This window comes from Nocardia acididurans, from assembly GCF_016741815.1.
Taxonomy (GTDB): domain Bacteria; phylum Actinomycetota; class Actinomycetes; order Mycobacteriales; family Mycobacteriaceae; genus Nocardia; species Nocardia acididurans.
This window is the reverse complement of the sequence record NZ_JAERRJ010000003.1, coordinates 285,820-310,255: the sequence shown is the minus strand read 5'-3', so window position 1 is coordinate 310,255 and position 24,436 is coordinate 285,820. Positions and strand designations below refer to the sequence as shown.

Annotated in this window: 25 protein-coding genes; 13 read left to right on the top strand and 12 right to left on the bottom strand. The window is 68.6% G+C overall.

The annotated features are described in order from the left end of the window. Positions 1–152: 152 nt before the first annotated feature. The 9 genes from JK358_RS09470 to JK358_RS40605 all read right to left on the bottom strand — a co-directional run bounded on the left by JK358_RS09470 (position 153) and on the right by JK358_RS40605 (position 8,796). The gene (locus JK358_RS09470) at positions 153–914 is read right to left on the bottom strand and encodes an SDR family NAD(P)-dependent oxidoreductase (RefSeq protein ID WP_201945653.1); all 762 of its coding nucleotides are present in this window, start codon (positions 912–914) and stop codon (positions 153–155) included. A 190-nt stretch (positions 915–1,104) separates the two neighbouring features. Then, complete coding sequence (locus JK358_RS09465) at positions 1,105–1,755, bottom strand: HAD family hydrolase (RefSeq protein ID WP_201945650.1); 651 nt, start codon at positions 1,753–1,755, stop codon at positions 1,105–1,107. A gap of 28 nt (positions 1,756–1,783) precedes the next feature. After that, positions 1,784–2,758 carry a hypothetical protein gene (locus JK358_RS09460; RefSeq protein ID WP_201945647.1) on the bottom strand — a complete coding sequence of 325 codons (975 nt, stop codon included), beginning with the start codon at positions 2,756–2,758 and terminating at the stop codon, positions 1,784–1,786. 120 nt (positions 2,759–2,878) lie between these two features. After that, positions 2,879–3,802 (bottom strand): sirohydrochlorin chelatase, encoded by a 924-nt coding sequence (locus JK358_RS09455; RefSeq protein WP_201945644.1) that lies wholly within the window; start codon positions 3,800–3,802, stop codon positions 2,879–2,881. 2 nt (positions 3,803–3,804) lie between these two features. Further along, entirely contained in the window at positions 3,805–5,106 is a 1,302-nt protein-coding gene (locus tag JK358_RS09450) for a sulfate adenylyltransferase subunit 1 (protein WP_201945643.1), read from the bottom strand. Continuing rightward, positions 5,106–6,032, bottom strand: a complete 927-nt coding sequence (gene cysD / locus JK358_RS09445; RefSeq protein WP_201945642.1) for a sulfate adenylyltransferase subunit CysD — start codon at positions 6,030–6,032, stop codon at positions 5,106–5,108. The genes JK358_RS09450 and cysD overlap by 1 nt, the downstream gene beginning before the upstream one ends. Continuing rightward, a complete protein-coding gene (locus tag JK358_RS09440; protein WP_201945641.1) occupies positions 6,011–6,772 on the bottom strand; it encodes a phosphoadenylyl-sulfate reductase in 762 nt (253 codons plus the stop codon). Before JK358_RS09440 ends, cysD begins: the two co-directional genes overlap by 22 nt. A 15-nt stretch (positions 6,773–6,787) precedes the next feature. Next, entirely contained in the window at positions 6,788–8,584 is a 1,797-nt protein-coding gene (locus JK358_RS09435) for a nitrite/sulfite reductase (protein WP_232851021.1), read from the bottom strand. Positions 8,585–8,703: 119 nt separating this feature from the next. Further along, positions 8,704–8,796 (bottom strand): Ms4527A family Cys-rich leader peptide, encoded by a 93-nt coding sequence (locus JK358_RS40605; RefSeq protein WP_354835468.1) that lies wholly within the window; start codon positions 8,794–8,796, stop codon positions 8,704–8,706. A gap of 290 nt (positions 8,797–9,086) precedes the next feature. On the opposite strand from JK358_RS40605, the gene JK358_RS09430 reads away from it, so the two are divergent. From JK358_RS09430 to JK358_RS09410, 5 genes are all read left to right on the top strand, one after another. Next, complete coding sequence (locus JK358_RS09430; protein WP_201945640.1) at positions 9,087–9,716, top strand: fasciclin domain-containing protein; 630 nt, start codon at positions 9,087–9,089, stop codon at positions 9,714–9,716. Between the two features lie 58 nt (positions 9,717–9,774). Continuing rightward, on the top strand, positions 9,775–10,440 hold the full coding sequence (gene sigK / locus JK358_RS09425) for an ECF RNA polymerase sigma factor SigK (protein ID WP_307817414.1): 666 nt from the start codon (positions 9,775–9,777) through the stop codon (positions 10,438–10,440). Next, positions 10,437–11,180, top strand: coding sequence for an anti-sigma factor (locus JK358_RS09420; protein ID WP_201945639.1), 744 nt, complete (start codon positions 10,437–10,439; stop codon positions 11,178–11,180). The genes sigK and JK358_RS09420 overlap by 4 nt, the downstream gene beginning before the upstream one ends. Before the next feature lie 129 nt (positions 11,181–11,309). Beyond that, positions 11,310–12,209 (top strand): cyclopropane mycolic acid synthase family methyltransferase, encoded by a 900-nt coding sequence (locus tag JK358_RS09415; protein ID WP_307817413.1) that lies wholly within the window; start codon positions 11,310–11,312, stop codon positions 12,207–12,209. Between the two features lie 33 nt (positions 12,210–12,242). Beyond that, positions 12,243–12,650, top strand: a complete 408-nt coding sequence (locus tag JK358_RS09410) for an SgcJ/EcaC family oxidoreductase (protein WP_201945638.1) — start codon at positions 12,243–12,245, stop codon at positions 12,648–12,650. 27 nt (positions 12,651–12,677) lie between these two features. Here the strand turns inward: JK358_RS09410 and JK358_RS40300 are convergent, their stop codons facing one another. Next, the gene (locus tag JK358_RS40300) at positions 12,678–13,940 is read right to left on the bottom strand and encodes a cytochrome P450 (RefSeq protein ID WP_201945631.1); all 1,263 of its coding nucleotides are present in this window, start codon (positions 13,938–13,940) and stop codon (positions 12,678–12,680) included. Positions 13,941–14,148: 208 nt separating this feature from the next. Here JK358_RS40300 and hemW point away from each other — a divergent pair, with 208 nt between their 5' ends. The 6 genes from hemW to JK358_RS09375 all read left to right on the top strand — a co-directional run bounded on the left by hemW (position 14,149) and on the right by JK358_RS09375 (position 20,365). Beyond that, positions 14,149–15,351 carry a radical SAM family heme chaperone HemW gene (gene hemW / locus JK358_RS09400; protein WP_201945629.1) on the top strand — a complete coding sequence of 401 codons (1,203 nt, stop codon included), beginning with the start codon at positions 14,149–14,151 and terminating at the stop codon, positions 15,349–15,351. Between the two features lie 174 nt (positions 15,352–15,525). Then, positions 15,526–16,668, top strand: coding sequence for an epoxide hydrolase family protein (locus JK358_RS09395; RefSeq protein WP_201945627.1), 1,143 nt, complete (start codon positions 15,526–15,528; stop codon positions 16,666–16,668). A gap of 53 nt (positions 16,669–16,721) precedes the next feature. Continuing rightward, complete coding sequence (locus tag JK358_RS09390) at positions 16,722–17,300, top strand: thioredoxin family protein (protein WP_201945621.1); 579 nt, start codon at positions 16,722–16,724, stop codon at positions 17,298–17,300. An 89-nt stretch (positions 17,301–17,389) separates the two neighbouring features. Further along, positions 17,390–18,430: a heat-inducible transcriptional repressor HrcA gene (gene hrcA / locus JK358_RS09385; protein WP_201945619.1), complete on the top strand. Its 1,041-nt coding sequence runs from the start codon at positions 17,390–17,392 to the stop codon at positions 18,428–18,430. Between the two features lie 35 nt (positions 18,431–18,465). Continuing rightward, positions 18,466–19,620: a molecular chaperone DnaJ gene (dnaJ, locus tag JK358_RS09380; RefSeq protein ID WP_201945617.1), complete on the top strand. Its 1,155-nt coding sequence runs from the start codon at positions 18,466–18,468 to the stop codon at positions 19,618–19,620. Positions 19,621–19,624: 4 nt separating this feature from the next. Beyond that, complete coding sequence (locus JK358_RS09375) at positions 19,625–20,365, top strand: 16S rRNA (uracil(1498)-N(3))-methyltransferase (RefSeq protein WP_201945615.1); 741 nt, start codon at positions 19,625–19,627, stop codon at positions 20,363–20,365. 12 nt (positions 20,366–20,377) lie between these two features. On the opposite strand, the gene JK358_RS09370 is transcribed toward JK358_RS09375, so the two are convergent. Next, positions 20,378–20,998: a TetR/AcrR family transcriptional regulator gene (locus tag JK358_RS09370; RefSeq protein WP_201945614.1), complete on the bottom strand. Its 621-nt coding sequence runs from the start codon at positions 20,996–20,998 to the stop codon at positions 20,378–20,380. An 80-nt stretch (positions 20,999–21,078) separates the two neighbouring features. Here JK358_RS09370 and JK358_RS09365 point away from each other — a divergent pair, with 80 nt between their 5' ends. After that, positions 21,079–22,062 carry a glycoside hydrolase family protein gene (locus JK358_RS09365; protein WP_201945613.1) on the top strand — a complete coding sequence of 328 codons (984 nt, stop codon included), beginning with the start codon at positions 21,079–21,081 and terminating at the stop codon, positions 22,060–22,062. Here JK358_RS09365 and JK358_RS09360 read toward each other — a convergent pair. Then, positions 22,059–23,345 (bottom strand): MFS transporter, encoded by a 1,287-nt coding sequence (locus JK358_RS09360; RefSeq protein WP_201945612.1) that lies wholly within the window; start codon positions 23,343–23,345, stop codon positions 22,059–22,061. The two genes, JK358_RS09365 and JK358_RS09360, sit on opposite strands and share 4 nt — an antisense overlap. Positions 23,346–23,445: 100 nt before the next feature. Here JK358_RS09360 and JK358_RS09355 point away from each other — a divergent pair, with 100 nt between their 5' ends. Further along, positions 23,446–24,357, top strand: a complete 912-nt coding sequence (locus JK358_RS09355) for a LysR family transcriptional regulator (RefSeq protein WP_201945610.1) — start codon at positions 23,446–23,448, stop codon at positions 24,355–24,357. The last annotated feature ends 79 nt before the right edge of the window (positions 24,358–24,436 follow it).

Sequence of the window (24,436 nt, the reverse complement as noted above, 5' to 3'; positions counted from 1 at the left end):
GCCTCCAGTGCCCAGCGCGTGGGTGGGCTCGGTCGCCGCTGTCAGCGGTTGCCCGGCCTAGGCATCACTCCTCCGGCGTTCAGGCTCTCGCGGGAACGACGATCACCGGAAAAGTGTTCGCCCAGGCCGGGTTTCGGCTTTCCGCGAGCTGATCAACGGGCGGTGAAGCCGCCGTCGGCGGCCAGGGCCGCGCCGGTGATGAAGGAGGCTTCGTCGCTGAGCAGGTAGGCGCAGAAGGCGGCGATCTCCGCGGGGGTGGCGATGCGGCCGAGGGGGTGGAGGGCGGCGATGGCGGCTTCGCCTTCTGGGGTGGCGCCCATGGAGTTTCGGAAGGCGGGGGTGTCCACCGCGCCGGAGACCAGGGCGTTCACTCGGATGGGAAGGTCCGCGTTCTCGAGGGCGACGGCGCGGGTGAGGCCGATGACGCCGTGTTTGGCCGCGACGTAGGGGGCGACCGAGGCCATGCCGACCACGCCGAGGTTGGAGGCGTTGTTGAGGATGGCGCCGCCGCCGGTGGCGATCATGGCCGGAACCTGGTGGCGCAGGCCGTAGTAGACGGAGGTGAGGTTCAGTTCGAGGTCGGCGCGCCAGCCGGACTCGTCGATGTCCTGGACGGGGCCGAAGGCGTTCACCGCGCCCGCGTTGTTGAAAGCGGCGTCCAGGCGGCCGAATTCGCTGACGGCGGCCTCGGTCAGGCGGGCGACATCGGCTTCGACCGTGACATCGGTGGGGACGAACAGGGCGCGCCCGCCCGCGGAGCGGATCTCCTCGGCCATGCGGTCACCGGCCTGCTTGCCGCGGGCGCCGAGGACGACGGCTCCGCCCTCGGCGGCGATGCGGCGGGCGACCGCCGCGCCGACTCCCGACGTGGCTCCGGTGATGACGGCGACCTTGGATTCGAAGCGTGCGTTCATGGCTGTACTTCCTCGCGTCGGCAATTTCGTTGACACGTCATATTCAACGCTGTCGCGAGAGGTGGGGCTGGCGGAAATTCGCCGTTGCATTTGATGTGTCAACTAACTGCGAAACGTTGCGGGAGAAGCGGATTCACCGTCACGCCCGTCCGAGCGGGGTATGCGGAGGCGGGTCGGCCGACCGCCGTCCTCAGGCGGGCGACAGCAGGCCGGGCAGTTCGTCGAGGCTGTTCACGACCGTCCCGTACCAGGCCGCCTCCGGCGTCTCCGCGCTCAGATACCCCCACGGCCCGCGCCGGATCAGCACCGGCATCATGCCCGCCTCGTGCACCGGCAGCACGTCATTGTCGACCCGATCGCCCACATAGCAGATCTCCCCGGCCGAAAACCCCGCCACCTCGGCCACTTTCAGAAAGAACGCCGGATCCGGCTTCTCCAGCCCCCACTCCGCCGAGGTGTAGATCGCATCCACCGGCAGCCCCATCCGCTCCAGCGCGGCCTTGGCCTGCGGCGGCTGATTCCCCGCGATGATCACCGTCAGCCCGCGCCGCCGCAGTTCGGTGAGCGCACCCCGCACATCCGGATACAGATCGTCGCCGTCGAAGTTGTTCCGCAGCGAATCCGGTTCCTCGGCAGCCCAGTCCGCTTCTTCGACGGCCCAGTCCAGCCCCGGCCGCACCATCCCGAACGCATCCGTCAACGGCCGTCCGGTCGCCGCCATCCCCCCGATCACCCCCATGAACGCGAACCGCGGCACCCCCAGCCGATCCGCCCACCGCGTCCAAATCCGCGTCTCGTCGATCAACGTCTCGCCCACATCGAACACCACAGCCCGGATCATTCGCCCAGCGTATCGGCTGGGCCCGAGCTCACCCGGTGGGGCCGCTGCGCGGTGCGAGTTCGTCGAGCTCCGCCAGTGGGACCCGGTGCAGGTGTTCGATGATGTTGCGGGGTTGGTTGTCCGGGTCCGAGCGGTAGTACGCGGCCCCGGATTCGAAGGCCAGGTAGACGTCGTCGCCGAAGACGGTCAGCCCCTCGGACATGCTCGGCGCGCGCACGCACCGCAGTCGCGCCTTGTCGAGATCGGTGGAGCCCTCACCGCGCCGGACCACATAGATATTGCTGCGATTCGGCCGGGTGAACGAGGTGCTGTAGATGAACAGGTCGTCGGTGACGACCAGCCCCTGCGTCTTCGTCGGCACCTGCCACGGTCCTTCGCGCCCGGAGAGGTCCCCGTTCTCGCCGACCCGGTACGAGTACATGACTCCGCGCCTGTCGGATTCGAACGATCCCGTCCACAGGGTGTCGCTCGGCCCATGGCTGGTGAGGAAGGAGGATCCGCCCGCGACCTCGATATCCCCGCCCTCCTGCGCGATATGCGAGGAGTTCTCGATCGCCTGCCGCAGCCGGTCGAGCGGATACTTGCGCAGCGTTTTCGCCTCGGCCCCCGCGACGAACATCCACCCCTGCTCTTCGAAGACCGCGATCCCGCCGACGTGCGCGTTGTCGATCTCCGCGGTGCCGACGAGCTCGCCGCTGCGGGCATCCAGCGCACTGATGATCGAATTGTCCTTGCTGTCAGGAACATACGAGGCGATCAGGATCAGATCGTCTTCGCCCTTCCAGTTCGACCAGGTGGCGGTGCCCTGCGGCACATGCGTGCTCAGATGCGGCACGGCATGGCTGCCCCGGAACCGATTGTCGTACACATCGGATGCCCGTGGCCCGCCGTAGAAGGAGTCGTCGCTGGTCACCTCGTCGATACAGCGGATGGCCGCGCTGGGGTCGGGCTGCGGCTCCGGAGCGCCCGCCGCACCGGCGGCGACCATCACCGGCGTGATCACCAGCGCGCCGCATAGTGTCGTGATTCTGAACAGTTTTCGAGGTTGATAGGCCATATCAACGCCTACCCGGTCCGCTCCGCCACAACCGCCCGGTCCTGTCAGGGCCGGTGGCGCACCAGGTCAGGCGGACAGCGGGAGCGGCGTCGTGGCCGCGAAAGCGTACCGGTCCCAAATGATTTCGGTGAGTGCCGGGTGCGGACCGATCACCTCGGCATGGATCAGATCGGGTGCGGCGCCGAGCAGCCGATCGGTGAGCAGGCCGGGGGCGAGGAACCACGGGGCCACCAGCACCTGCTCGGCCCCGCGCGCCCGAAGGCGTGAAACAGCCTCGAGCACTGTGGGTTCGGTGGTGGCGAAGCAGATCTCGGTATCCCAGCCGGTGATCTCCGTGAGCCGCGTCGCGACCCGGGCGGTGGCGGCGTTGGCGGATGCCGACGAGGAGCCGACGGCCGCGACCGCGATGCCTATGCGGCCGCCGCGGTCCGATGTTCCCGGGTACGAGTGATCGTGCTGATCGGAGAACCCTGTCGCGCCGATTCCGGTGCTGGCCGAATGCGCACCGATCAGGCTGTCGTGCACGCGATCTCGCAGTGCGACGATCAGTCGCGGATCGGGTCCGAGCACATCGGCCTGGGTGAGGCGCAGGCGCGGGTTGCGGGCGCTCGCCGCCTCCAGCAGTCCGGGCAGGTCCACCCGGGCGTGGAAGGCGCTGCCGAGCAGCAGCGGAACCACGATGGCCTGTGAATGGCCTTCGGCCGCAACGGCATCGAGGACCTCGTCGACCGATGGTGTGCTCAGGTCCAGGAAGGCCAGGCGCACATCGGTGTCCGGATGGGCGGCGGCGAGCTGCTCCACCACATCGCGCATGGTCGCTGCCGAGCGCGGATCGCGGCTGCCGTGTGCCACCGCGACAAGCACTGGGCCGCTGGGCTTTCCGGAGCGTGGCCGGCCGCCCGCCGGTCCGACGTGCGGCTCGGGCCGCGTGCGCGGCCCGAGCCCGCCCGCCGGCGCCGCCGCAGCGACACCGCGGGCAGGGGCGTTCATGCTCAGACTCCGGCTTCCGTGCCGACCTCGACGGCGGTCAGCGCGTCGCCCACCAGACCGGCGGCGAGGGTGTTGCCGCCCGCCGGGTCGATGAGCAGGAAGGAGCCGGTGTGCCGGTTGACGCTGTAGTCGTCGGCCACGATCGGGTCGGCGACCCGGATGGAGATGCGGCCGATGTCGTTGAGCGCCAGGGTTTCCGGGTTCGGATCCGCCGCCAGGTGCTGTTCGTCGAAGCGCTCCAGCAGCGAGCCCACGATGGCCTGGGTGGTGCGGGTGCCGTGCTTGAGCAGCAGGCGCGCGCCCGGGCGCAGCGGCTTGTCGCCGAGCCAGCAGACCGTCGCGTCGAAGGCGTCGATCGGCTCGGGAGCGCCGGTGGCGGCGGCGATGACATCGCCGCGCGAGACGTCGACATCATCGGCCAGGATCAGCGTGACGCTGCGGCCCGGCTGTGCGGAGGCCAGTTCGCCGTTGGCGGTGTCGATGCGCTCGACGGTGGTGCGGGTGCCGGACGGCAGCACCACGACCTCGTCGCCCTTGCTGACCACACCGGCCGCGACCTGGCCCGCGTAGCCGCGGTAGTCCGGGTATTCGGCGGTGCGCGGGCGGATCACGTACTGCACGGGGAAGCGCAGGCCCACTTCGTGGCGGCCGTGCGCGTCGGCGTCGACGGGTACCGATTCCAGGTGCTCGATGAGCGACGGCCCGTCGTAGTAGGGGGTGTTCTCCGACCGCGAGGCAACATTGTCGCCGTGCAGCGCGGAGACCGGAATCTCCTGCACATCGTCGGCCGACCAGCCGAGTTTGGCTGTCAGCACGGCGAATTCGGTGCGGATCTTGTCGAACACACCGGCCGGGTCGTCGACCAGGTCGATCTTGTTGACCGCGAGCACCAGCTTCGGCACACCCAGCAGCGCCATCACGGCGGCATGGCGGCGAGTCTGCTCGATGACGCCCTTACGGGCGTCCACCAGCAGGATCACCAGCTGCGCGGTGGACGCGCCGGACACCGTATTGCGGGTGTACTGCACATGTCCCGGGGTGTCGGCGAGCACGAAAGACCGTGCGGGCGTGGCGAAGTAGCGGTACGCCACATCGATGGTGATGCCCTGCTCGCGCTCGGCGCGCAGGCCGTCCACGAGCAGCGACAGATCCGGCGTGGCCAGACCCTTGTCGACCGAGGCGCGGGTCACCGCGTCGATCTGGTCCGCCAGCACCGATTTCGTGTCGTACAGAAGCCGTCCGACCAAGGTGGACTTGCCGTCGTCGACCGATCCGGCGGTGGCCAGTCGGAGTAGGTCGGACATCAGAAGTAGCCCTCTCGCTTACGGTCTTCCATGGCTGCCTCGGAGACACGGTCGTCTCCCCGGGTGGCGCCACGTTCGGTCAGTCGGGACGCGGCCACCTCGGCGAGGATCGCCTCGTTGTCGGCGGCGTCGGAAATGATTGCGCCGGTGGTGGATCCGTCGCCGACGGTGCGGTAGCGCACCGACTTCACCAGCAGCTCTTCACCTTCGGCGGGACCGCCCCAGGAGCCGGGGGTCATCCACATGCCGTCGCGCTGGTACACCGGGCGCTCGTGGGCGTAGTAGATGCTGGCCAGTTCCACGTTCTCGCGGGCGATGTAGCGCCAGATGTCGAGTTCGGTCCAGTTGGAGATGGGGAACACGCGCACGTGCTCGCCGGGAGCGTGCCGGCCGTTGTACAGGTTCCACAGTTCGGGCCGCTGCCGCTTGGGATCCCAGCGTCCGAAGGCGTCGCGCAGCGAGAAGATGCGTTCCTTGGCGCGCGAACGCTCTTCGTCGCGGCGGCCGCCACCGAAGACCGCGTCGAAGCGGTTCTCGTTGATGGCGTCCAGCAGCGGCACGGTCTGCAGCGGATTGCGGATGCCGTCCGGGCGCTCCTGCAGCCGCCCGTCGGCGAGGTACTCCTCGACGGAGGCGACATGCAGTCGCAGGCCGTACTTCTCGACCACATGGTCGCGGAAGTCGAGCACCTCGGGCAGGTTGTGCCCGGTGTCCACGTGCAGCAGCGTGAACGGCAGCGGCGCGGGCCAGAAGGCCTTGATCGCCAGGTGCAGCAGCACCGTGGAGTCCTTGCCGCCGGAGAACAGGATCACCGGCCGCTCGAACTCGCCCGCCACCTCGCGGAAGATGTGGATGGATTCGGACTCGAGCGCGGCGAGCGTGTCGAATTCGGTCTCGGTAGTCGTCATGACGCGTGCAACCCGCATTCGGTCTTGGCGAGCCCGGCCCAGCGGCCGGATCGCGGATCGGATCCCGGTTCCGGCTTCCGCGTGCACGGAGCGCAACCGATGGACGGATATCCCTCCTCCACAAGGGGATTGACGAGAATGCCGTTGGCCTCGATGTAGGCGGCCATCTCGTCGTCGGACCAGGCGGCGATCGGATTGATCTTCACCAGGCCGAAGCCCTCGTCGAAGGAAATCAGGGGGGCGTTGGCGCGGGTCGGCGCCTCCACGCGGCGGATGCCGGTCACCCAGGCGTTGTAGCCGGCGAGCGACTTCTGCAGCGGCACCACCTTGCGCAGCCGGCAGCATTCGGCGGCGTCACGGGCGAACAGATCCTTGCCGAGCAGCTGATCCTGTTCGGCCACAGTGTTTTCCGGCTGCACGTTCACGATGTTCACGCCGTACACCAGCTCGACCGCGTCACGCGTACCGATGGTTTCGGCGAAGTGGTAGCCGGTGTCGAGGAACAGCACGTCCACTCCGGCATGCACCTGCGCGGCCAGCTGCACCAGCACCGCGTCCTGCATATTGGAGGCGACGATGTAGTTGGTTCCGAAGGTGTCCTCGGTCCACTGCAGCAGTTCCTGCGCGGTGGCGTTCGGTCCGAGTTCGGCCGCGCCCTTCTCCGCGATGGCCCGCAGTTCGGCTTCGGCGAGTTTCGTTGGCCCACCCGTCACCCGACCGCCACCCCCCACGGAATCGCTGTGCGATGCTGTGCTCATTGCTATTTCTCCCAACTACCGCAGGTCGGCCTCGTCGGCGCGGACAGCCCACTGCGCGAAACGCTCTGCGCCGTCCCGGTTCTTGACGAAGTTGCGCACCACACGCTCGATGTAGTCGCCGAGCTCCTCGCTGGTCACCTTGTGCTGACGCAGCTTGCGCCCGAAGGCGCTGTCGAGCCCGAGGCTGCCACCGAGGTGAACCTGGAAGCCCTCCACCTGATTCCCCTCGCCGTCGTCGACGAGCTGGCCCTTGAAGCCGATATCGGCGATCTGGGAACGACCGCACGAGTTCGGGCAGCCGTTGATATTGATAGTGATCGGCACATCCAGGTCGGCATTGATGTCCGCGAGGCGCTGCTCCAGCTCGGGAGCCAGCACCTGGGAGCGCTTGCGCGTCTCCACGAAGGACAGCTTGCAGAACTCGATACCACTGCAGGCGAGGAGGTTTCGCCGCCAGTGCGAGGGTCGCGCGTGCAGGCCCAGCGGCTGCAGCGCGTCGATGAGCTCCTCGACCTTGTCGTCGGCGACGTCGAGGACGATGAGCTTCTGGTACGGGGTGAACCGGATGCGGTCGGAGCCGATGGCCTCCACCGCGTCGGCCACCTGCTGCAGGATCGTGCCGGAGACACGACCGGCGATGGGGGAGAAGCCCACCGCGTTGAGCCCGTTGCGCAGCTTCTGCACACCGATGTGATCGATAGGGCGCGTGGGCTTTTCGGGAGCCGGGCCGTCGATCAGCTTGCGCTTCAGGTACTCGGTCTCGAGCACCTCGCGGAACTTCTCGATACCCCAGTCCTTGACCAGGAACTTGATGCGCGCCTTGGTGCGCAGGCGGCGGTAACCGTAGTCGCGGTACAGCGAGACGATCGCCTCCCACACATCCGGCACCTCCTCCAGCGGGACGAACGCGCCGAGGCGCTGCGCGAGCATCGGGTTGGTGGACAGGCCGCCGCCGACCCAGACATCAAGGCCCGGACCGTGTTCCGGGTGCTCGACGCCGATGAACGCCACATCGTTGATCTCGTGCACCACATCCTGCTGACCGGAGATCGCGGTCTTGAACTTGCGCGGCAGGTTGGAGTACTTCTTGTCGCCGATGTAGCGCTTGACGATCTCGTCGATGGCCCAGGTCGGGTCCAGCACCTCACCGAAGGACTCGCCGGCCAACGGCGATCCGAGCACCACGCGCGGGCAGTCGCCGCACGCCTCGGTGGTCTGCAGGCCGACCTCTTCGAGGCGACGCCAGATCTCCGGCACGTTCTCGATCTCGATCCAGTGGTACTGCACGTTCTCGCGGTCCGAGAGATCGGCGGTGTCGCGGCCGAATTCGGTGGAGAGCTGGCCGAGGGTGCGCAGCTGGCGCACGTTCAGCGCGCCGGCGTCACAGCGCACGCGCATCATGAAGTACTTGGCCTCGAGAATGTCGATGTTCTCGTCGCCGGTGAAGGTGCCGTCGTACCCCTGCTCGCGCTGGGTGTAGAGGCCCCACCAGCGCATGCGGCCGCGCAGGTCGCTCTTGTCGATGGAGTCGAAACCCTGCTTGGAGTAGATGTTCTCGATGCGCGCGCGCACGTTGAGCGGGTTGTCGTCCTTCTTGGACTGCTCGTTGGCGTTGAGCGGCTCCCGGTAGCCGAGCGCCCACTGTCCCTCCGACTTGCGCCGGACCGGCTTGCCGGTGCGTTCACGCGGGGCGACGGGCGCCTCCGAGCGGGGACGGTCCGGCCGCACGCGCCGCTCCGCCACGGGCCGTTCGGGCCGGGCGGGGCGGGAGTTTTCGGAACTGGTGGGACCGGCGTCGGTACTCGACGTCATGGGGGTCGCTCCTGAAGGTCTTGCGGGCAGGCGGGAGGGGCTGGCTCACGCCTCCGATATCAGCGAAACGGCTCGTACGGCGTCAGATGAACGCCGGAGTCCTGGAAGGGGGAGCCGAGCTACCGGAGGCTTCCCGGCAGACAGCTCGCGCTGCAGACACGCTTGAAGTCGACGTGGCGACGCGCCACGAGTCGTACTCCAAGTCCAGTCATGGAGCTTATTGTGCCACGTCAGACGGGTCGTTCCGACCGTCGGACAATATTTTCCGCAGTTTCGAGGGAAATCCCCTGCATAGACCACCCCATTTGTGACAGGTGTCATAGATCAGCTCCGAAAAATCTTGGTCAGTTGACCTAGGTCCGCCGGGAGTCCCTGCCGCGGCGAGATCCGCACACGCTTTTCCAGCCCGCACCCGTCCGCGCCGGGAGGCAAGGCGAACTCCGTTCCGCCCAATCGACAGCACGGCCCGGCGGGCCCTGACACGGAAGCGGGATCCACACACATGACAGTCATGCGGCGTTCGGCGGCGGTGGCGACCATCCTCGCGGCGGTACTCGCGGCACCGGCCTGCTCGGACGACAAATCCGACAGCACGGCGAGCTCGACCTCCATGGCGACCACGGCCGCGGCGGCCGCCGACCTGGTCGGCGCGGGCTGCAAGTCCTATGCGGAACAGGTGCCCACGGGCGCGGGCTCGGTGAGCGGCATGGCCCAGGATCCGGTGGCCACCGCGGCCTCCAACAATCCGATGCTCACCACCCTGGTGGCGGCCGTCTCCGGCCAGCTCAATCCGCAGGTGAACCTGGTCGACACGCTCAACGGCGGACAGTTCACCGTCTTCGCGCCGACCGACGCGGCCTTCCAGAAGGTCGATCCGGCGGTGCTCGAATCGCTGAAGACCGATTCCGCCGCGCTCACCGGTGTGCTCACCTACCATGTGGTTCCCGGGCAGATCGCGCCCGATCGCATTGCCGGTGAGCATGCCACCGTCCAGGGCGCCAAGGTGGATGTGACGCGCACCGGAGACGACATCAAGGTCAACACGACGGCATCGGTGATCTGCGGTGGCGTGAAAACCGCCAACGCGACCGTCTACATGATCGACACCGTGCTCATGCCGCCCGCTGCCTGAGGCAGCCGCACCACTCGCTGATCGATAGTCGCCGACCTCGTCAGGAGTCGAACTCGTCGTGTCGCAGTTGCAGATGCCCTCCCAGGTACCCGCGAGCCACAACGGGGACTCCGACGGGCCACCCGGCACAGCGTTCTGCCCGGTGCGCCGCCACCCCGACGGGGCGGCGCACACCCAGTGGCTCGGTGAACTGCTCACCGCCGTGGCCGGCGGAGACCGCGGCGCTTTCACCGAGCTCTACCGCGCCACCAGCCACCGCGTGTACGGCCTGGCACTGCGCATCCTGATCAGCCACACCGCGGCCGAGGAGGTCACCCAGGAGGTGTACCTCCAGGTGTGGACCCTGGCCGAACGCTACGACCGCGAATTCGCCAGTCCCATGGGCTGGTTGATGACCCTCACCCACCGGCGCGCGGTGGACCGGGTGCGGCGTGAGCGCTCGGCCACCCATCGCGACATCGTCTACGGCCACGCCCATTTGGGCCGCGACCACGACGTCGTCGTCGAGGAGGTCGACCAGCGCAGCGACGAACAGGCGGTGGTCGTCTGCCTCGAAACCCTCACCGCCGTCCAGCGCGAAGCGGTCGCCCTCGCCTATTACAGCGGCCGCACGTATCACGAAGTGGCCGAATGCCTTCAGGTCTCGCTCTCCACCGTCAAGAGCCGCATCCGGGACGGCCTGCGCCGCCTCGGAAAATGCCTGGCGGGCAGTGATATCCGATGACCGCCCCCGCCGACCCCGCACTCCTCGACCGCGCGCACCCCTACGCCCTCGACGCCCTCACCGCCTTCGAACGCCGAAACCTCGAGAATCAGCTGGCCGCAACGGATCCCGGCACCCGCGCCGCCTTCACCGCCACCGTTCGCGACATCCGCGAAACCCTCTCGCTGCTCACGGTTTTCGACGCGGTACCAGCGCCGCCCGAGCTCGAGGAAGCAATACAGCGGGCGATCGACGACCTGGTCGCCGCGCAGACCCGCGAGCAGGGAAGGCTCGCGGGACACGCGGGCGGATGGCGTTCTCGCCGTTGGCGGATGGTCGCGGCAGCCGCCGCGGTCGTCGTGGCGATCGGCGCGGGCGCGGCGGTCCTCGCCCACCGTCCGCCCGCCGGTCCGGCCGCCGTGACGGCGCAGTCGATCCAGGCGCAGGCGGATACCCGCACCCGCACGGCGCCCGTCGCCTCCGGAGGGGAACTCATCGTCTACAGCTCGGCCGGAATAGCCGCTGCCGCAGTGGCTTTCCAAGATGTCGCGGCACCGCCTCCGGGTCGGGCGTACCAGCTGTGGCTGGTCCCGATCGGCGGCACCCCGGTATCCGCCGGGGTGGTCGCCACGGTCCCGCCCTCGGGTTCCGCCCTGGTCATCCGCTTCGGCACCCAGGACACCCTGGCCCTCACCCTCGAACCAGCGGGAGGCTCGACCCAGCCGACGACCACACCGATCGCCGCCCTGAACCTCACCTGAGTGCTCCCGCACGAGGTTCCGGGCATCGAGGGAAGGCCGGACCCATCCGCGAGGGGTTTCGTTGCGACTCCGAGGTGACCGATCCCCAACCCGCCTCGTGCCGCGCACGACACCTCCGGAGGTTGCCTGGTGAGCCGTCTGACGCCCTTCTATTCCGATGTGCAAACGCATTACGACCTGTCCGACGATTTCTTCGCGCTGTTCCTGGACCCGTCGCGCACCTACAGTTGCGCCTACTGGGATCGCCCGGGTATCACCCTGGAACAGGCGCAGCTCGCGAAAATCGATCTGGCGCTGGGCAAATGCGATCTGCGGCCGGGAATGACGCTGCTGGACATCGGCTGCGGCTGGGGCTCGACCATGCTGCGGGCGCTGCAGCGCCATCAGGTGAATGTCATCGGTCTGACCTTGAGCCGCAACCAGTTCCACCACGTCCAGGCTCGCCTGGCCGCGCGCACCGGCGGCCCCCGCGCCGAGGTGCGCCTGCAGGGCTGGGAGGAATTCGACGAGCCGGTGGACCGCATTGTCAGCATCGGCGCGTTCGAACATTTCCGCCAGGAGCGCTACGAGCAGTTCTTCGACTTCGCCTACCGCACCCTGCCCGCCGACGGCATCATGCTGCTGCACACCATCGTCATCTACGGCCTGAATCATCTGCGCCAGAACGGCATCCGGCTCACCAAGGACGACTTCGCCTTCATGCGCTTCATGCTGACCGAGATCTTCCCCGGCGGCCAGCTACCGCTGCCGACCGGACAGGCGCCCCGTGGTGTGCGCGAATACGCCGAGCAGGCCGGATTCGAGGTCAGCCGAATCCACCCGCTGCAGATGCACTACGCGAAAACCCTCGACCACTGGGCCGAAGCCCTGCGCGAGAACCGTTCCCGGGCAGTCGAATTGAGCAGTCTCGAAACCTATGGCACCTATATGCGCTACCTGACCGGCTGCGCCGAACTGTTCCGCGGCGGCATCATCGACGTGATGCAGTTCACCTGCGGCAAACCCGGAACAGGGCATCTGTCCGATTGACCTGAACCATCGTCGAGGTTGCAGGATGTCCGCATGACAACCGAATCAATCGACACCGCCGCCGAGATCGAAGCCATCCACGCCGTGGTGGCCGCGGTACAGAAGGCGCAGCGCGCCGAGGACGCCGACGCCTTCCTCGCCCTGTTCCACCCCGACGCCATCTGGACCACCGGCGGCGGCAAGTTCCTCAACGGCCGCGACGAGATCTCCGAGTTCACCCGCGCGGTGCTGCCCGGCGCGACCAAGGACGGCTACGCCACCTACGAGCCGTTCTTCGTCCGTTTCATCCGCCCGGACGTGGCCGCGGTGAAGGTGCGTCAGCAGTACTTCAACCATGCCGACGAACTGCAGTCCCAGGGCTCGCCGCTCTACGGCATGACCAAGGAGGACGGCCGCTGGCTGCTCACCTTCTGCCAGAACACCCCGGTCGTCGATCACTGACGTCCGTCGACCTCGCCGCCGGGTGAACTACCCGGCCTCGGCGGCGAGGATCAGCGACAGCTCCCGCATGCCGCGCAGAATGAAACTGGGCTCGTACTCGACGGAGAACCCGGGCGCGCACTCCACCGTGGAGATGCGCCGCGCCAGTTCCTCGACTGCGATCCGGGTCTCCAGCCGGGCCAGCGGAGCGCCCAGGCAGACGTGGATGCCGTAGCCGAATGCCAGGTGCAGCTTGGCATTCGACCGGGTGGGATCGAACTCGTCGGAGCTCTCGAACAGCTGCTCGTCACGATTGGCCGAGGCGAACAACAACACGACCCGCGCCCCGGCCGGAATGGTCTGCCCGCCCAATCGGCTCTGCGCCTTGGTGATTCGGAACATGCTCTGCACCGGGGTGACGAACCGCAGCCCCTCCTCGACCACGGCGGCGGCCCGGCTGTGTGGGTCCGCGCGCAGCCACTCCCACCATTCGGGCGCGAGCGCGAGCCGATGCATGATCCCCGACAGCAGCGTGGTGGTGGTCTCGTTCCCCGCTACCAGCAGTTGATGGATGATGCCCAAACACGCTGCGGTGCCGAGCGGTTCGTCCCGGGATTCGGCACTCGGCGCGGCCACCAGACCGCTCAGCAGATCGTCGCGCGGTCGTTCCCGCCGATCGTCGAGCTCACCGGCGAAGTACCGCTGGAACTCCAGCAGTGCCCGCGCCTGCTCCAGACGGCCCTCGTCGTCGAGTTCCGCGCCCACCGACGCGGTGAACTGATCCGACCACCGTTTGAAATCATCGATGCGCTCGGCCGGAACATTGAGCACGTGCGCGATCACCTGCAGCGGCAGCGGATTCGCGAACCCGGCCACGAAATCGGTTGGCGCGCCCAGGACCAGGCCGTCCGCCACCGACCTCGTGATGCGCCGGATCTCGGGTTCCAGCCGCGCCACCAGCCTGGGCGTGAACGCCAGCGCCACCATCCGCCGGTAGTAGTGGTGCTGCGGCGGATCCGCCGTCAGCAGGGTCGACACCACCGGCCACCCCTGCGCCTGGATCTCGGCCACCTGTGCCGCGATCGATTCCGGAGCGGGCAACTGCGGCGACCCGAACGCCGACGAGTAGACGGCCGGATTCGCCAGCGCCTCGGCCACCAGCTCCCGCGAGCTGACGAACCACATGTCCCGGCTCGCCACATAGTGCACCGGGGCCTGGGCGCGCAGCGCACGATGCCACGGATACGGGCACTGCAGAGTCCGCGAATCGAGCGGATCGAAATCGGCTGCGGAGTGGGATGCTGCGGTCACGGCCGCCTCCAAACAGTGAGACTACGCAGAATCTACGACGTCCCGCCCCGATTCCGTTCGGTACTACTGCTTTTCGCCTGCTTTCCGCTACTCGCCGCCGGACATCCGCGGCACACCACCGGGCGAGGTCGCACCGAGGAGTGTGGTTCGCGCGCTGATTGTTCGAGGCGGCTGCGGTGTGACGTGCGCGACCCGTCACACTGGTGGGATGACTTCGGCCGCCCGGACCACCGCAGACCAGCCCGTACCGGTGCTGCGCGATTTCGGCGGCGGTCCGTTCGGGATCTACGTGCATGTGCCGTTCTGCGCTACGCGGTGCGGGTACTGCGACTTCAACACCTATACGGCGGGTGAGCTGGGGAGCTCGTCCTCGCCGCAGTCGTGGTTCGAGGCGCTGAAGGGTGAATTGGAGACGGCGGCACGGGAATTCGAGGCGCTGCCGTCGGATACGCCGCCGGTCGAAACGGTCTTCGTGGGTGGGGGTACGCCCTCGCTGCTCGGGGGTGACGGTCTCGCCGGCGTCCTCGACGCCATCCGCGCCAACTTCACCCTGGCGGCCGGCGCCGAGGTGACCACCGAGTCGAACCCGGAATCCACCTCGCCCGAGTTCTTCGACCGGCTGCGGGCGGGCGGCTACACCCGTATCTCACTCGGTATGCAGTCCGCTGCCGCGCATGTGCTGAAGATCCTGGACCGGACGCATACGCCCGGCCGAGCGGTGGCCGCCGCCCAGGAGGCGCGGGCCGCCGGATTCGAGCACGTGAATCTGGATCTCATCTACGGCACGCCGGGGGAGACGGACGCCGATCTCGACGCCAGCCTCGACGCCGTGCTGTCGGCGGGCGTCGACCACGTCTCGGCGTACTCGCTCATCGTCGAGGACGGCACCGCGCTGGCCCGTCGGGTCCGCCGCGGCGAACTGCCCGCCCCTGACGGCGATGTGCTCGCCGACCGCTACGAGCGCATCGACACGCGCCTGCGCGCCGCCGGGCTGGACTGGTACGAGGTCTCCAATTGGGCCGCGAACGATGCCGCGCGCTGCCGTCACAACCTCGGCTACTGGGATGGCGGCGACTGGCTCGGCGCGGGTCCGGGCGCGCACAGCCACCTCGGCGGCGTGCGCTGGTGGAACGTGAAACACCCGGCGCGCTACGCGGACAGCGTGATCGCGGGCGGCCTGCCCGCCGCCGGTTGGGAACTGCTCACCGACGAGGAGCGCTACACCGAACGCGTCATGCTCACCGTCCGCCTCCGCGCCGGCCTCCCGCTCGACGACCTCGACGCCGACGGCCGCGCGGCCGCGGATCGCGTCATCGCCGACGGCCTGGCCGAGCGCACCGGCGACCTGCTCGTCCTCACCGACCGCGGCCGCCTCCTGGCCGACGCCGTAGTCCGCACCCTCCTCACATAACCACCGCCCCGCCGTCGTGAGGGGTGTCGCCGCGCCGCGCCCCGGCTGACCAGCGGACGGGGACGGACGGCTCGAATCGGGCACGGCTCGCGGCGGGCGGGGTTAGGCTGCGGATATCAGGTGCAATGCGAGTTGCTGGTCCGCCGATCGGCGCTCCGATCGCGAGGTTTTCGCATGATCGAATCCGATATCGTTCCGTTCCGCGTCGAGATCCCCGAGCGGGAACTCACCGACCTGCGTCGCAGGCTCTCCGAAACCCGTTGGCCCGCACAGGTTCCCGGCGTCGGGTGGGATCGGGGCGTCCCGCTCGACTATCTGAAGGATCTGGCCGCGCACTGGAAGCAGCGCTTCGACTGGCGGCTGTGGGAGAAACGGCTCAACGAATACCCCCAGTTCCTCACCGAAATCGACGGCGCCCGAGTGCATTTCCTGCATGTGCGCTCCCCGCACGCGGACGCCATGCCGCTGCTGCTGTTGCACGGCTGGCCCGGTTCGGTGATCGAATTCCTGGAGGTGATCGAACCGCTCATCGACCCCGACGATCCCGCCGACGCCTTCGATCTGGTCATCCCCTCCCATCCGAACTTCGGATTCTCCGGTCCCGCACCGGATCCCGGCTGGGACACCACCCGCATCGCCCGCGCCTACGCCGAACTCATGACGCGCCTGGGCTATCCGCGCTACGCCGCGCAGGGCGGCGACTTCGGCGCGGCCATCGCCCCCGAACTCGGCCGCATCGACGCCGACCGGGTACTCGGCGTGCACGTGAACGCCGCCACCTTCGGCTTCATCCCCTACGGCGGCGTCCCCGAGGAGGAGGCCGCCGGCATGACCGATCTGGAACGCGTCCGCCTCGCCGGACTGGAACGCTTCATGGCCGAGGGCAGCGGCTACTTCCGCCTGCAGGGCACCCGCCCGCACACCCTCGGCTTCGCCCTCGCCGACTCACCCGCCGGCCAGCTGGCCTGGATCGCCGAGAAATTCCAGGAGTGGACCGGAAAGCCCGGTCTCCCAGAGGAATCCGTGGTCCGCGATCACATGCTCGCCGATATCTCCATCTACTGGTTCACCAATACCGGCAGCTGTTCGGCGCAGATGTACTACGAGTCCCTGCACTCGGGCAGCTATCCGACCCCGTCCCGAACCCCCACGGCCGTAGCCTGTTTCACCGGTGACGTGGCCATCCGCCGCTACGCCGAGCAGGTGAACACCATCGTCCGCTGGACCGACCTCGACACCGGCGGCCACTTCGCCGCCATGGAAGCGCCCGCGGAACTGGTGGCCGATATTCGCGCCTTCTTCCGCGACATGCGCTGAATCCGTCGATCGCAACGATCCCGCTCCGGTGGCGGGCGGCGCAGACTGGGACCATGGCTCTCGAATCGCTCATGGTCAAGCTCGGCACGCCCGCACCGGATTTCGCCCTGCCCGGGCTCACCGGCGAGGTGGTGTCGCTCGACAACTTCAAGGGACAGCCCGCGCTGCTGGTGGCCTTCCTGTCGAATCACTGCCCGTATGTGCGGCGCATCGAGTTGGCCCTCGGCGCGCTCACCGCCGAACTGCACGAGCGCGGCCTGGCCACGGTCGCCATCAGCGCCAACGACATCGCGAACTATCCCGACGACGGCCCCGAACGCCTGCGTGAACAGGTGCTGCGGGCCGGGTTCACCTTCCCCTACCTGATCGACGAGTCCCAGGAGACCGCCCGCGCCTACCGCGCGGCCTGCACCCCCGACCTGTTCCTCTACGACGCCGACCGCACCCTGGCCTACCGCGGCGAATTCGACGGCGCCCGCCCCCGCAACGACGTCCCCGCCGACGGCTCCACCCTGCGCCGCGCCATCGACCTGGTCCTCGCCAACCAACCGGTCCCCGAACCGCATACGCCCAGCATCGGCTGCGGCATCAAATGGAAGCCCGGCAACGAGCCCCGCGCCACCCTCCTGTGAGCCGGGCCAGGCGGGTGCGCAGGCATGTTGCTCATCTGCAATTAAACTGGTGTTCGGCCGGCCCGAGGTGAATCGAGGAGGTGGGGCCCATGTCGACTACCGAGCAGCGACGTCTCGAGGTGCTACGCGCGATCGTCGCCGACTACATCTCGACCAAGGAGCCCATCGGTTCCAAGACGCTGGTGGAACGCCACAACCTGGGTGTCTCCAGCGCGACCGTGCGCAACGACATGGCCGTGCTGGAGGCCGAGGGCTACATCACGCAGCCGCACACCAGTTCCGGGCGCATTCCCACCGACAAGGGCTACCGGCAGTTCGTCGACCACATCTCCGAGGTCAAGCCGCTCTCGAACGCCGAACGCCGGGCCATCATGGAGTTCCTGGAGAGCGGCGTCGATCTCGACGATGTGCTGCGCCGCGGCGTCCGGCTGCTGGCCCAGCTGACCCGCCAGGTCGCCATGGTCCAGTACCCGACGGTGTCGGCCTCCACGGTCCGGCACATCGAGGTGGTCGCGCTGAATCCGGCCCGGCTGCTGCTGGTCGTGATCACCGACACCGGCCGCGTCGACCAGCGCCTGGTCGATCTGGGCAATCTCATCAGCGAGGACGATCTGGCCGCCCTGCGCGGCATGCTCGGCAAGGCCATGGAGGGCAAGCGGCTCGCCTCGGCCTCGGCCTCGGTGGCCGAGTTGCCCGAGCATTCGCCCGCCAAACTCCGCGACGTCCTCATCCGGGTCTCCACCGTGCTCGTGGAGACGCTCGTCGAACATCCCGAGGAGCGCCTCGTTCTCGGCGGCACCGCCAACCTCACCCGCAATGCCTCGGACTTCCCCGGCAACGGTTTCCCGGGTTCGCTGCGCACCGTCCTCGAGGCGCTCGAGGAGCAGGTGATCGTGCTGAAGCTGCTGGCCGCGGCACAGCAGCCGGGTACGGTGACCGTGCAGATCGGCGAGGAAACGAAGCTGGAGCAAATGCGCGGCACGGCCGTGGTGTCCACCGGATACGGGATGCCCGGTACCGTTCTCGGTGGCATGGGGGTACTCGGTCCGACGCGCATGGACTACCCGGGCACTATCGCCTCGGTAGCGGCCGTCGCCCGATACATCGGTGAGGTGCTCTCCGAACGGTGAGCGCAGCGGAGACGAAACAGGACTAGAGAGCGCAAGTGGCACGGGACTATTACGCACTGCTCGGCGTCGCACGGAACGCGACCGACCAGGAGATCAAGCGCGCCTATCGCAAGCTGGCGCGTGAACTGCATCCCGACGTCAACCCGGATCCTGCGGCGCAGGAGAAGTTCCGGGAGGTGTCGAGCGCCTACGAGGTGCTGACCGATCCCGAGAAGCGCCGCATCGTCGATCTGGGCGGCGACCCGCTGGAATCCGGCGGCATGGGCGGCGGCTTCTCCGGAGCCGGAGCCGGCTTCGGCGGGCTCGGCGACGTCTTCGAGGCCTTCTTCGGCGGCATGAGCGGCAACAGCCCGCGCAAGCCGCGCGGCCGCGTGCAGCCCGGCGCGGATTCGCTGGTGCGCACCCGGCTCTCGCTGCAGGAGTGCGCGGTCGGCGTCACCAAACATCTGACCGTCGACACCGCCATCCTCTGCGACCTCTGCCAGGGCGCGGGCACCAACGGCAACTCCAAGCCGGTGCGCTGCGAAACCTGTGGCGGCGCAGGCGAAGTGCAGACCGTCCAGCGCTCCTTCCTCGGCCAGGTCATGACCTCGCGGCCGTGCCCCACCTGCCGGGGCGCGGGCGAGACCATTCCCGATCCCTGCCGCAAGTGTGGCGGCGACGGCCGGGTGCGCTCGCGCCGCGAGATCGCGGCACCGATCCCGGCGGGCGTGGCCAGCGGCATGCGGGTGCGCCTGGCCGCACAGGGCGAGGTCGGACCCGGCGGCGGTCCGGCCGGCGACCTCTACGTCGAGATCGTGGAGCAGCCGCACGACACCTTCGTACGCGACGGCGACGACCTGCACTGCACGATTCGCGTCCCCATGGTGGACGCGGCCCTCGGGGCGACGGTCGTCATCGACACCATCCTCGACGGCCCGGTCGAGCTGAACATCCCCGCGGGCACCCAGCCCGGCGAAGCCTCGGTCCTGCGCGGCCACGGCATGCCGAAGCTGCGGGCCAGCACGCGCGGCGACCTCATCGCGCACCTCGACATCGTGGTTCCCTCGAAGCTGGACAGCAAGCAGGCCGACCTGCTGCGCAAGTACAAGGGCCTGCGGCCCAACGAGCGCACCGAGGTCATGACGGCCCAGTCCGAGCACAACTCCGGACTGTTCGCCCGCCTGCGCGCCTCCTTCAGCGGACGCTGATCCCTTGGCCGCCACCGTCTTCTACCTCGACGAGGTTCCCGAACCGGGTGCGACCGCGGTCCTGGACGGCCCCGAGGGCCGCCACGCCGCGACCGTGCGCCGTATTCGCGTCGGTGAGCCCATCACGCTCTCCGACGGGCACGGGGTCCTCGCCGAGTCCGAAGTGGTTGCGGCGCAAAAGGATCGCCTGGAGCTGAAAGTCCTGGCCCGCCGGATGGCCGACCCGGTGACCCCGCAGGTCACCGTGGTCCAGGCACTGCCGAAGTCCGACCGCTCCGAACTGGCGGTGGAACTCATGACCGAGGCGGGCGCGGACGCCATCGTCCCCTGGCAGGCATCCCGCTGCGTCTCCAACTGGGAAGCGAAGGCCCGCAAGGGCGTCGAGAAATGGCGTGGCGCCGCCAAACAGGCCGCCCGGCAATCCCGCCGCCCCTACATCCCGGATGTCCTGGACCTGCACACCACGCGCGAACTGGTGGAACTGGTGCGGACTGCCAAGGCCGGTGGCGCGATCGTGGCGGCCTTGCACGAATCCGGCGCGGGCCGCTTCACCGAACTGCCCTTCGAGGGCGTCCCGGAAGTCGTCCTCATCGTGGGACCCGAAGGCGGCCTGGACGATTCGGAACTCACCGCCCTCGCGGACGCGGGCGCGGATATCGTCCTGCTCGGCCCGACGGTCCTGCGCACCTCGACGGCGGCCGCTGTCGCGCTGGGCGCGCTCGGCGCGCTCACGCCCCGCTGGTAGCCGTTCACCAGTTCACCGCTGATCGGTGAATCCCGTTGTTACTGCGCCGAATCCGCGCGCGGCGGCCGCCACGATGCGGGTGCGGACGACTGCGGGCTGCTCGCCCGCGAGAATTCCGCGCCGGATCTCCGCGTGCAATGCGCGGTCGATGCCGGTGAGCACGGCCGCGGCCAGTCGCGGCATGGGATCCTCCGCGGTCGCCTCCATCGAGGCCCGCAGGGCATCGGTCAGCGCGTCCTCGCTCTCCTCGACGATCCGGCGCAACCGGGCCTGCAATGCGGGGCTCGCATCGATCATTCGCCAGAAATGCACTGCGTCCGTGGACAATCCGAGCGTCGGATCTTCCCGCCGCACCTCGTCCAGGAACATGCGGTGTATCGCCGCCGCCGGTGATTCACCCACCTCGCGTTCGCGGACCGCTCGCGCCAGCCGGTCGACCGCCTCCTCCTGCCGGTCGAAGAACAGATCCTCCTTCGTCGGGAAGTAGTTGAACGCGGTGTTGACCGACACATTCGCCGCCCGCGCCACCTCCGCGACAGTCACCCTGTCGAACCCGCGCTCGGCGAACAGCATCATGGCCGTATCGGCCAGTGCGATCCGAGTCGCCCGCTTCTTCTCTTCCCGTAGGGCCACGACCATCCTTTCGATCGAAGCATAATACCGTGTCACACCAAATATGGTGTCACACCAAAATTCGCGTTAGGGTCGATTCCATGCCCCTAGATTTCGGCATCTACGCCGCAAGCCAGGTCGGCCGCGACACCGGCAAACCCGACGATCCCGCCGCCATCGACCGCCTGGTCCGAGAACTCCAGGGCCCCGGCTCGTTCATCATTCGCGAATACCTGTCCTACCTCGGCGACCCCGCAGATCCGGACAAGTCGCGGGTACTCCGCCCCGAAGCCCGCCTGCACGCCCTCACCATGCCCGACCCCTGGTACACCGACCGCCGCCACCTCGACCTAGTGCTCTGCTACCTCCCCGAGACCGCTGACCTCCCCGGCTGGCTGGCCTTCATCGACCGGGTGATCGCCCGCTACGGCCACCTGGCCCGCTACCTCCAGATCACCCTCGAACCCAACTTCCCCATCCCCTGGATCGACGGCATCTCACCCGGCGTCCTCGACGCCCTGGTCCACGGCATCCCCCACGCCCGCCGCACCCTGGACGCCGCCGGCTACCCCGATGTGGCAGTGGGCTTCTCGGTAGCCGAACCCGCGGAATGGCTGGGCGGCGACGACCCCTTCTGGACCGCACTGGCCGCCATCCCACCCGCCGACTTCGCCACCCACATCGACTACATCGGCCTGGCCCTGTACCCCGACGCCTTCTCCCCGGTCCCCGCCGCAGCCCTGCCCGCCCGCACCCGCGAAGCGATCCACCACCTCCGCGAAACCCGCCTCCCCGCAGCCCATCTCGGCCGCGAGATCCCAATCCACATCTTCGAGAACGGAACCCCCACGACCCCCGACCGCTCACCCGCCGACCAGGCCACCCGCCTCGAATCCATGATCCGAACCATCGCCGCCCGCGCCGCCGAGGCCAATATCACCGTCTACGAACTCTTCGGCCTCCGCGACGCCGATTCCGCCCGCAACGAACCCCTCACCCAGCTAGCCATCACGACCGACGACTACACGCCCAAACCGGCCTACACCCGCTACCGCGACCTGATCGCGGAGTTCGGGCTCACCTAACCGCCCGATACCAGCGCCGGTCGGTGCCGGGCCGGGTGGCGCGAGCGTAGCGACAGGATTGTAGTGAGGGCGGCTGCGAGGGCGAGGAGGGTGGCCACGGATGTGGTCAGGCCGGGCCAGCCCAGGTGGCCGAAGGCGAGGCCGGCGGTGGCGCCGAGAACAGAGTTGCCCAGGTAGTAGGCGAAGACGTAGAGGGAGGAGGCGGCGGCGCGGTTGCCTTCGGCTGCTGCGCTGACCCAGCCGCTTGCTACCGCGTGGCCTGCGAAGAAGCCTGCCGTGCAGAGGAATATGCCGAGGAGGAGGGTGGGGAGGTGGTCGGGGAGGGTGAGCAGGAGGCCGGTCGACATGGTCGCGATGGCGAAGGCCAGGACGCGGGTGCGGCCGATGCGATCGGCCAGACGGCCGGACAGGGTGGCGGAGGCGGTGCCCGCCAGGTACATGAGGAAGACCGAACCCGCTGTGGCTTCGGATAATTCGAAGGGGGTGGAGGTCAGGCGGAAGCCCAGGAAGTTGTAGGTGGCGGTGAAGCCGCCCGCCAGGAGGAAGGCTAGGGCGAAGAGGGGGAGTAGGGTGCGATCTCGGAGGTGCCCTGTCAGATCTGTTGTGAGGGTGCGGAATTGGAGTGGGCTCGGGGTGAATCGGCGGGATTCGGGTAGGGCGCGGATGAACCAGGCCGTGCATCCGGCCGCGACGATCGCGACCGCCAGCGCCGCCCATCGCCATGTTGCCGCCTCCAGGGTGAGTGCCGGAATCAGTCGTCCCGCAAGCCCTCCGATGCTGGTGCCGGAGATGTAGATGCCCATGGCGGCGCCGAGTCCGGCGGTGCCGAGCTCCTCTGCCAGATAGGCCATGGCCACCGCGGGCACACCCGCCAGCGCGATCCCCTGCAATGCCCGGCCCGCCAGCAGCATGTCCAGGCTGGGGCTGAACGGCAGCAGCAGGCCGATCACGCAGGTCGTCACCGCCGAGACCTGCATGACGCGGGTACGGCCGAAGCGGTTCGACAGCACGCTCACCGGCACGATCGCCACCGCGAGCAGCCCGGTCGTCAGCGAGACCGCGAGGGCGGCGTGGGCGGGCGTGGCCCCGAACGCCGTCGACAGGCTCGGCAGCAGGGCCTGCGCGCTGTACATGGACGCGAAGGTGGTGAGCCCGGCGGCGAAGAGCGCCAGCGTGATTCGCCGATCATGTGCCCGGTCTACCGGCGGTTGCGGTCGTTCGGGTGCTCCGCCTGCGGACGGCGGCGGGGTGGAGTCGGTGTCCGGGGTGGTCGGCGGGGTCATCCTCCGAGCGTGGGCGCGGGCCGCTGGGAAAGGAAATGCATAATGACTGGCATCTTCATGCATCTGAGGCATTAGTGGAGCTACCGGCGGGAGGCCGACCATGTCGAGTGACGATCTGCACTGGTTCCTCACCCTCGCCGAGCTGGAGCGGGTCGGAGCGGCCGCCGAGCGTCTGCACCTCACGCAGCCGACCCTGTCGCGCATGCTGGCCCGGCTCGAAAGGCGTTTGGGAGTAGAGCTTTTCGATCGGCACGGGAAACGGTTGACGCTCAACGAGTCCGGCCGGATCTACTACGAGCACGTCCGCCGTGCCCAATCCGAACTCGATGCCGCCGCACGGCAACTGGCCGATCTGGCGAATCCGGCACTGGGTGTGGTGCGGCTGGCGTTCCAGCATTCCCTGGGCGCGCGCGTGATCCCGGAACTCATCGCCGGATTCCGGCGCACCTCGGGCCGCGTCACCTTCACCCTCGATCAGGATGCCGCCGACGTGGTGACGGCGGCGGTCCGCACCGGAAACGCCGACCTGGGCCTCGTCTCCCCGAAACCGTCGGCGGCGGGGCTGGGCTGGCGGCCGCTGCTGCGGCAGCGCCTGGCACTGGCGGTACCCGCCGATCATCGGCTCGCGGGCCGTAGGCAGGTGCGCCTCGGAGAGGTGGCCGACGCCGATTTCATCGCCATGCATCCGGGGTTCGGTATGCGTCATGTGCTCGACGATCTCTGTGCCGCAGCCGATTTCCGCCCCCGCATCACCTTCGAGTGCAGCAATCTGGGCACCATCGCCGGTCTGGTGGCGGTGGGCCTGGGCGTGTCGGTGGTGCCGCTGGAGGAGCCGATGGGCGGCCCGCAGCCGGGTCCCGCCCTGATACCCCTCGCCGACCCGCACGCGACCCGCGATGTCGGCCTGATCTGGTCGGTCAATACCGCGCATTCGGAGGCCGTCCGCCGCTTCCGCGACTTCACCGTGGCCTGGGCGGGTGCGTTCGGCCCGGACCCGCTTGCCCCGGAATGACTTTCGGCGGCACGCCCGGTCTGTCCCGATAACACCCCGGCCGCAGCGTGGCGGCGATCTCGCTTCACACCTGGTGGTA

What these genes read in the sequence shown, in the direction of transcription:
- JK358_RS40605 (WP_354835468.1), bottom strand. Translation starts at nt 8,796, where the DNA reads ATGACTGGACTTGGAGTACGACTCGTGGCGCGTCGCCACGTCGACTTC.
- JK358_RS09450 (WP_201945643.1), bottom strand. Translation starts at nt 5,106, where the DNA reads ATGTCCGACCTACTCCGACTGGCCACCGCCGGATCGGTCGACGACGGC.
- JK358_RS09465 (WP_201945650.1), bottom strand. Translation starts at nt 1,755, where the DNA reads ATGATCCGGGCTGTGGTGTTCGATGTGGGCGAGACGTTGATCGACGAG.
- JK358_RS09420 (WP_201945639.1), top strand. Translation starts at nt 10,437, where the DNA reads ATGACCGCCCCCGCCGACCCCGCACTCCTCGACCGCGCGCACCCCTAC.
- cysD (WP_201945642.1), bottom strand. Translation starts at nt 6,032, where the DNA reads ATGCGGGTTGCACGCGTCATGACGACTACCGAGACCGAATTCGACACG.
- hemW (WP_201945629.1), top strand. Translation starts at nt 14,149, where the DNA reads ATGACTTCGGCCGCCCGGACCACCGCAGACCAGCCCGTACCGGTGCTG.
- JK358_RS09360 (WP_201945612.1), bottom strand. Translation starts at nt 23,345, where the DNA reads ATGACCCCGCCGACCACCCCGGACACCGACTCCACCCCGCCGCCGTCC.
- JK358_RS09435 (WP_232851021.1), bottom strand. Translation starts at nt 8,584, where the DNA reads ATGACGTCGAGTACCGACGCCGGTCCCACCAGTTCCGAAAACTCCCGC.
- JK358_RS09410 (WP_201945638.1), top strand. Translation starts at nt 12,243, where the DNA reads ATGACAACCGAATCAATCGACACCGCCGCCGAGATCGAAGCCATCCAC.
- hrcA (WP_201945619.1), top strand. Translation starts at nt 17,390, where the DNA reads ATGTCGACTACCGAGCAGCGACGTCTCGAGGTGCTACGCGCGATCGTC.
- JK358_RS09440 (WP_201945641.1), bottom strand. Translation starts at nt 6,772, where the DNA reads ATGAGCACAGCATCGCACAGCGATTCCGTGGGGGGTGGCGGTCGGGTG.
- JK358_RS09365 (WP_201945613.1), top strand. Translation starts at nt 21,079, where the DNA reads ATGCCCCTAGATTTCGGCATCTACGCCGCAAGCCAGGTCGGCCGCGAC.
- JK358_RS09430 (WP_201945640.1), top strand. Translation starts at nt 9,087, where the DNA reads ATGACAGTCATGCGGCGTTCGGCGGCGGTGGCGACCATCCTCGCGGCG.
- JK358_RS09395 (WP_201945627.1), top strand. Translation starts at nt 15,526, where the DNA reads ATGATCGAATCCGATATCGTTCCGTTCCGCGTCGAGATCCCCGAGCGG.
- JK358_RS09390 (WP_201945621.1), top strand. Translation starts at nt 16,722, where the DNA reads ATGGCTCTCGAATCGCTCATGGTCAAGCTCGGCACGCCCGCACCGGAT.
- JK358_RS09355 (WP_201945610.1), top strand. Translation starts at nt 23,446, where the DNA reads ATGTCGAGTGACGATCTGCACTGGTTCCTCACCCTCGCCGAGCTGGAG.
- JK358_RS09470 (WP_201945653.1), bottom strand. Translation starts at nt 914, where the DNA reads ATGAACGCACGCTTCGAATCCAAGGTCGCCGTCATCACCGGAGCCACG.
- JK358_RS09455 (WP_201945644.1), bottom strand. Translation starts at nt 3,802, where the DNA reads ATGAACGCCCCTGCCCGCGGTGTCGCTGCGGCGGCGCCGGCGGGCGGG.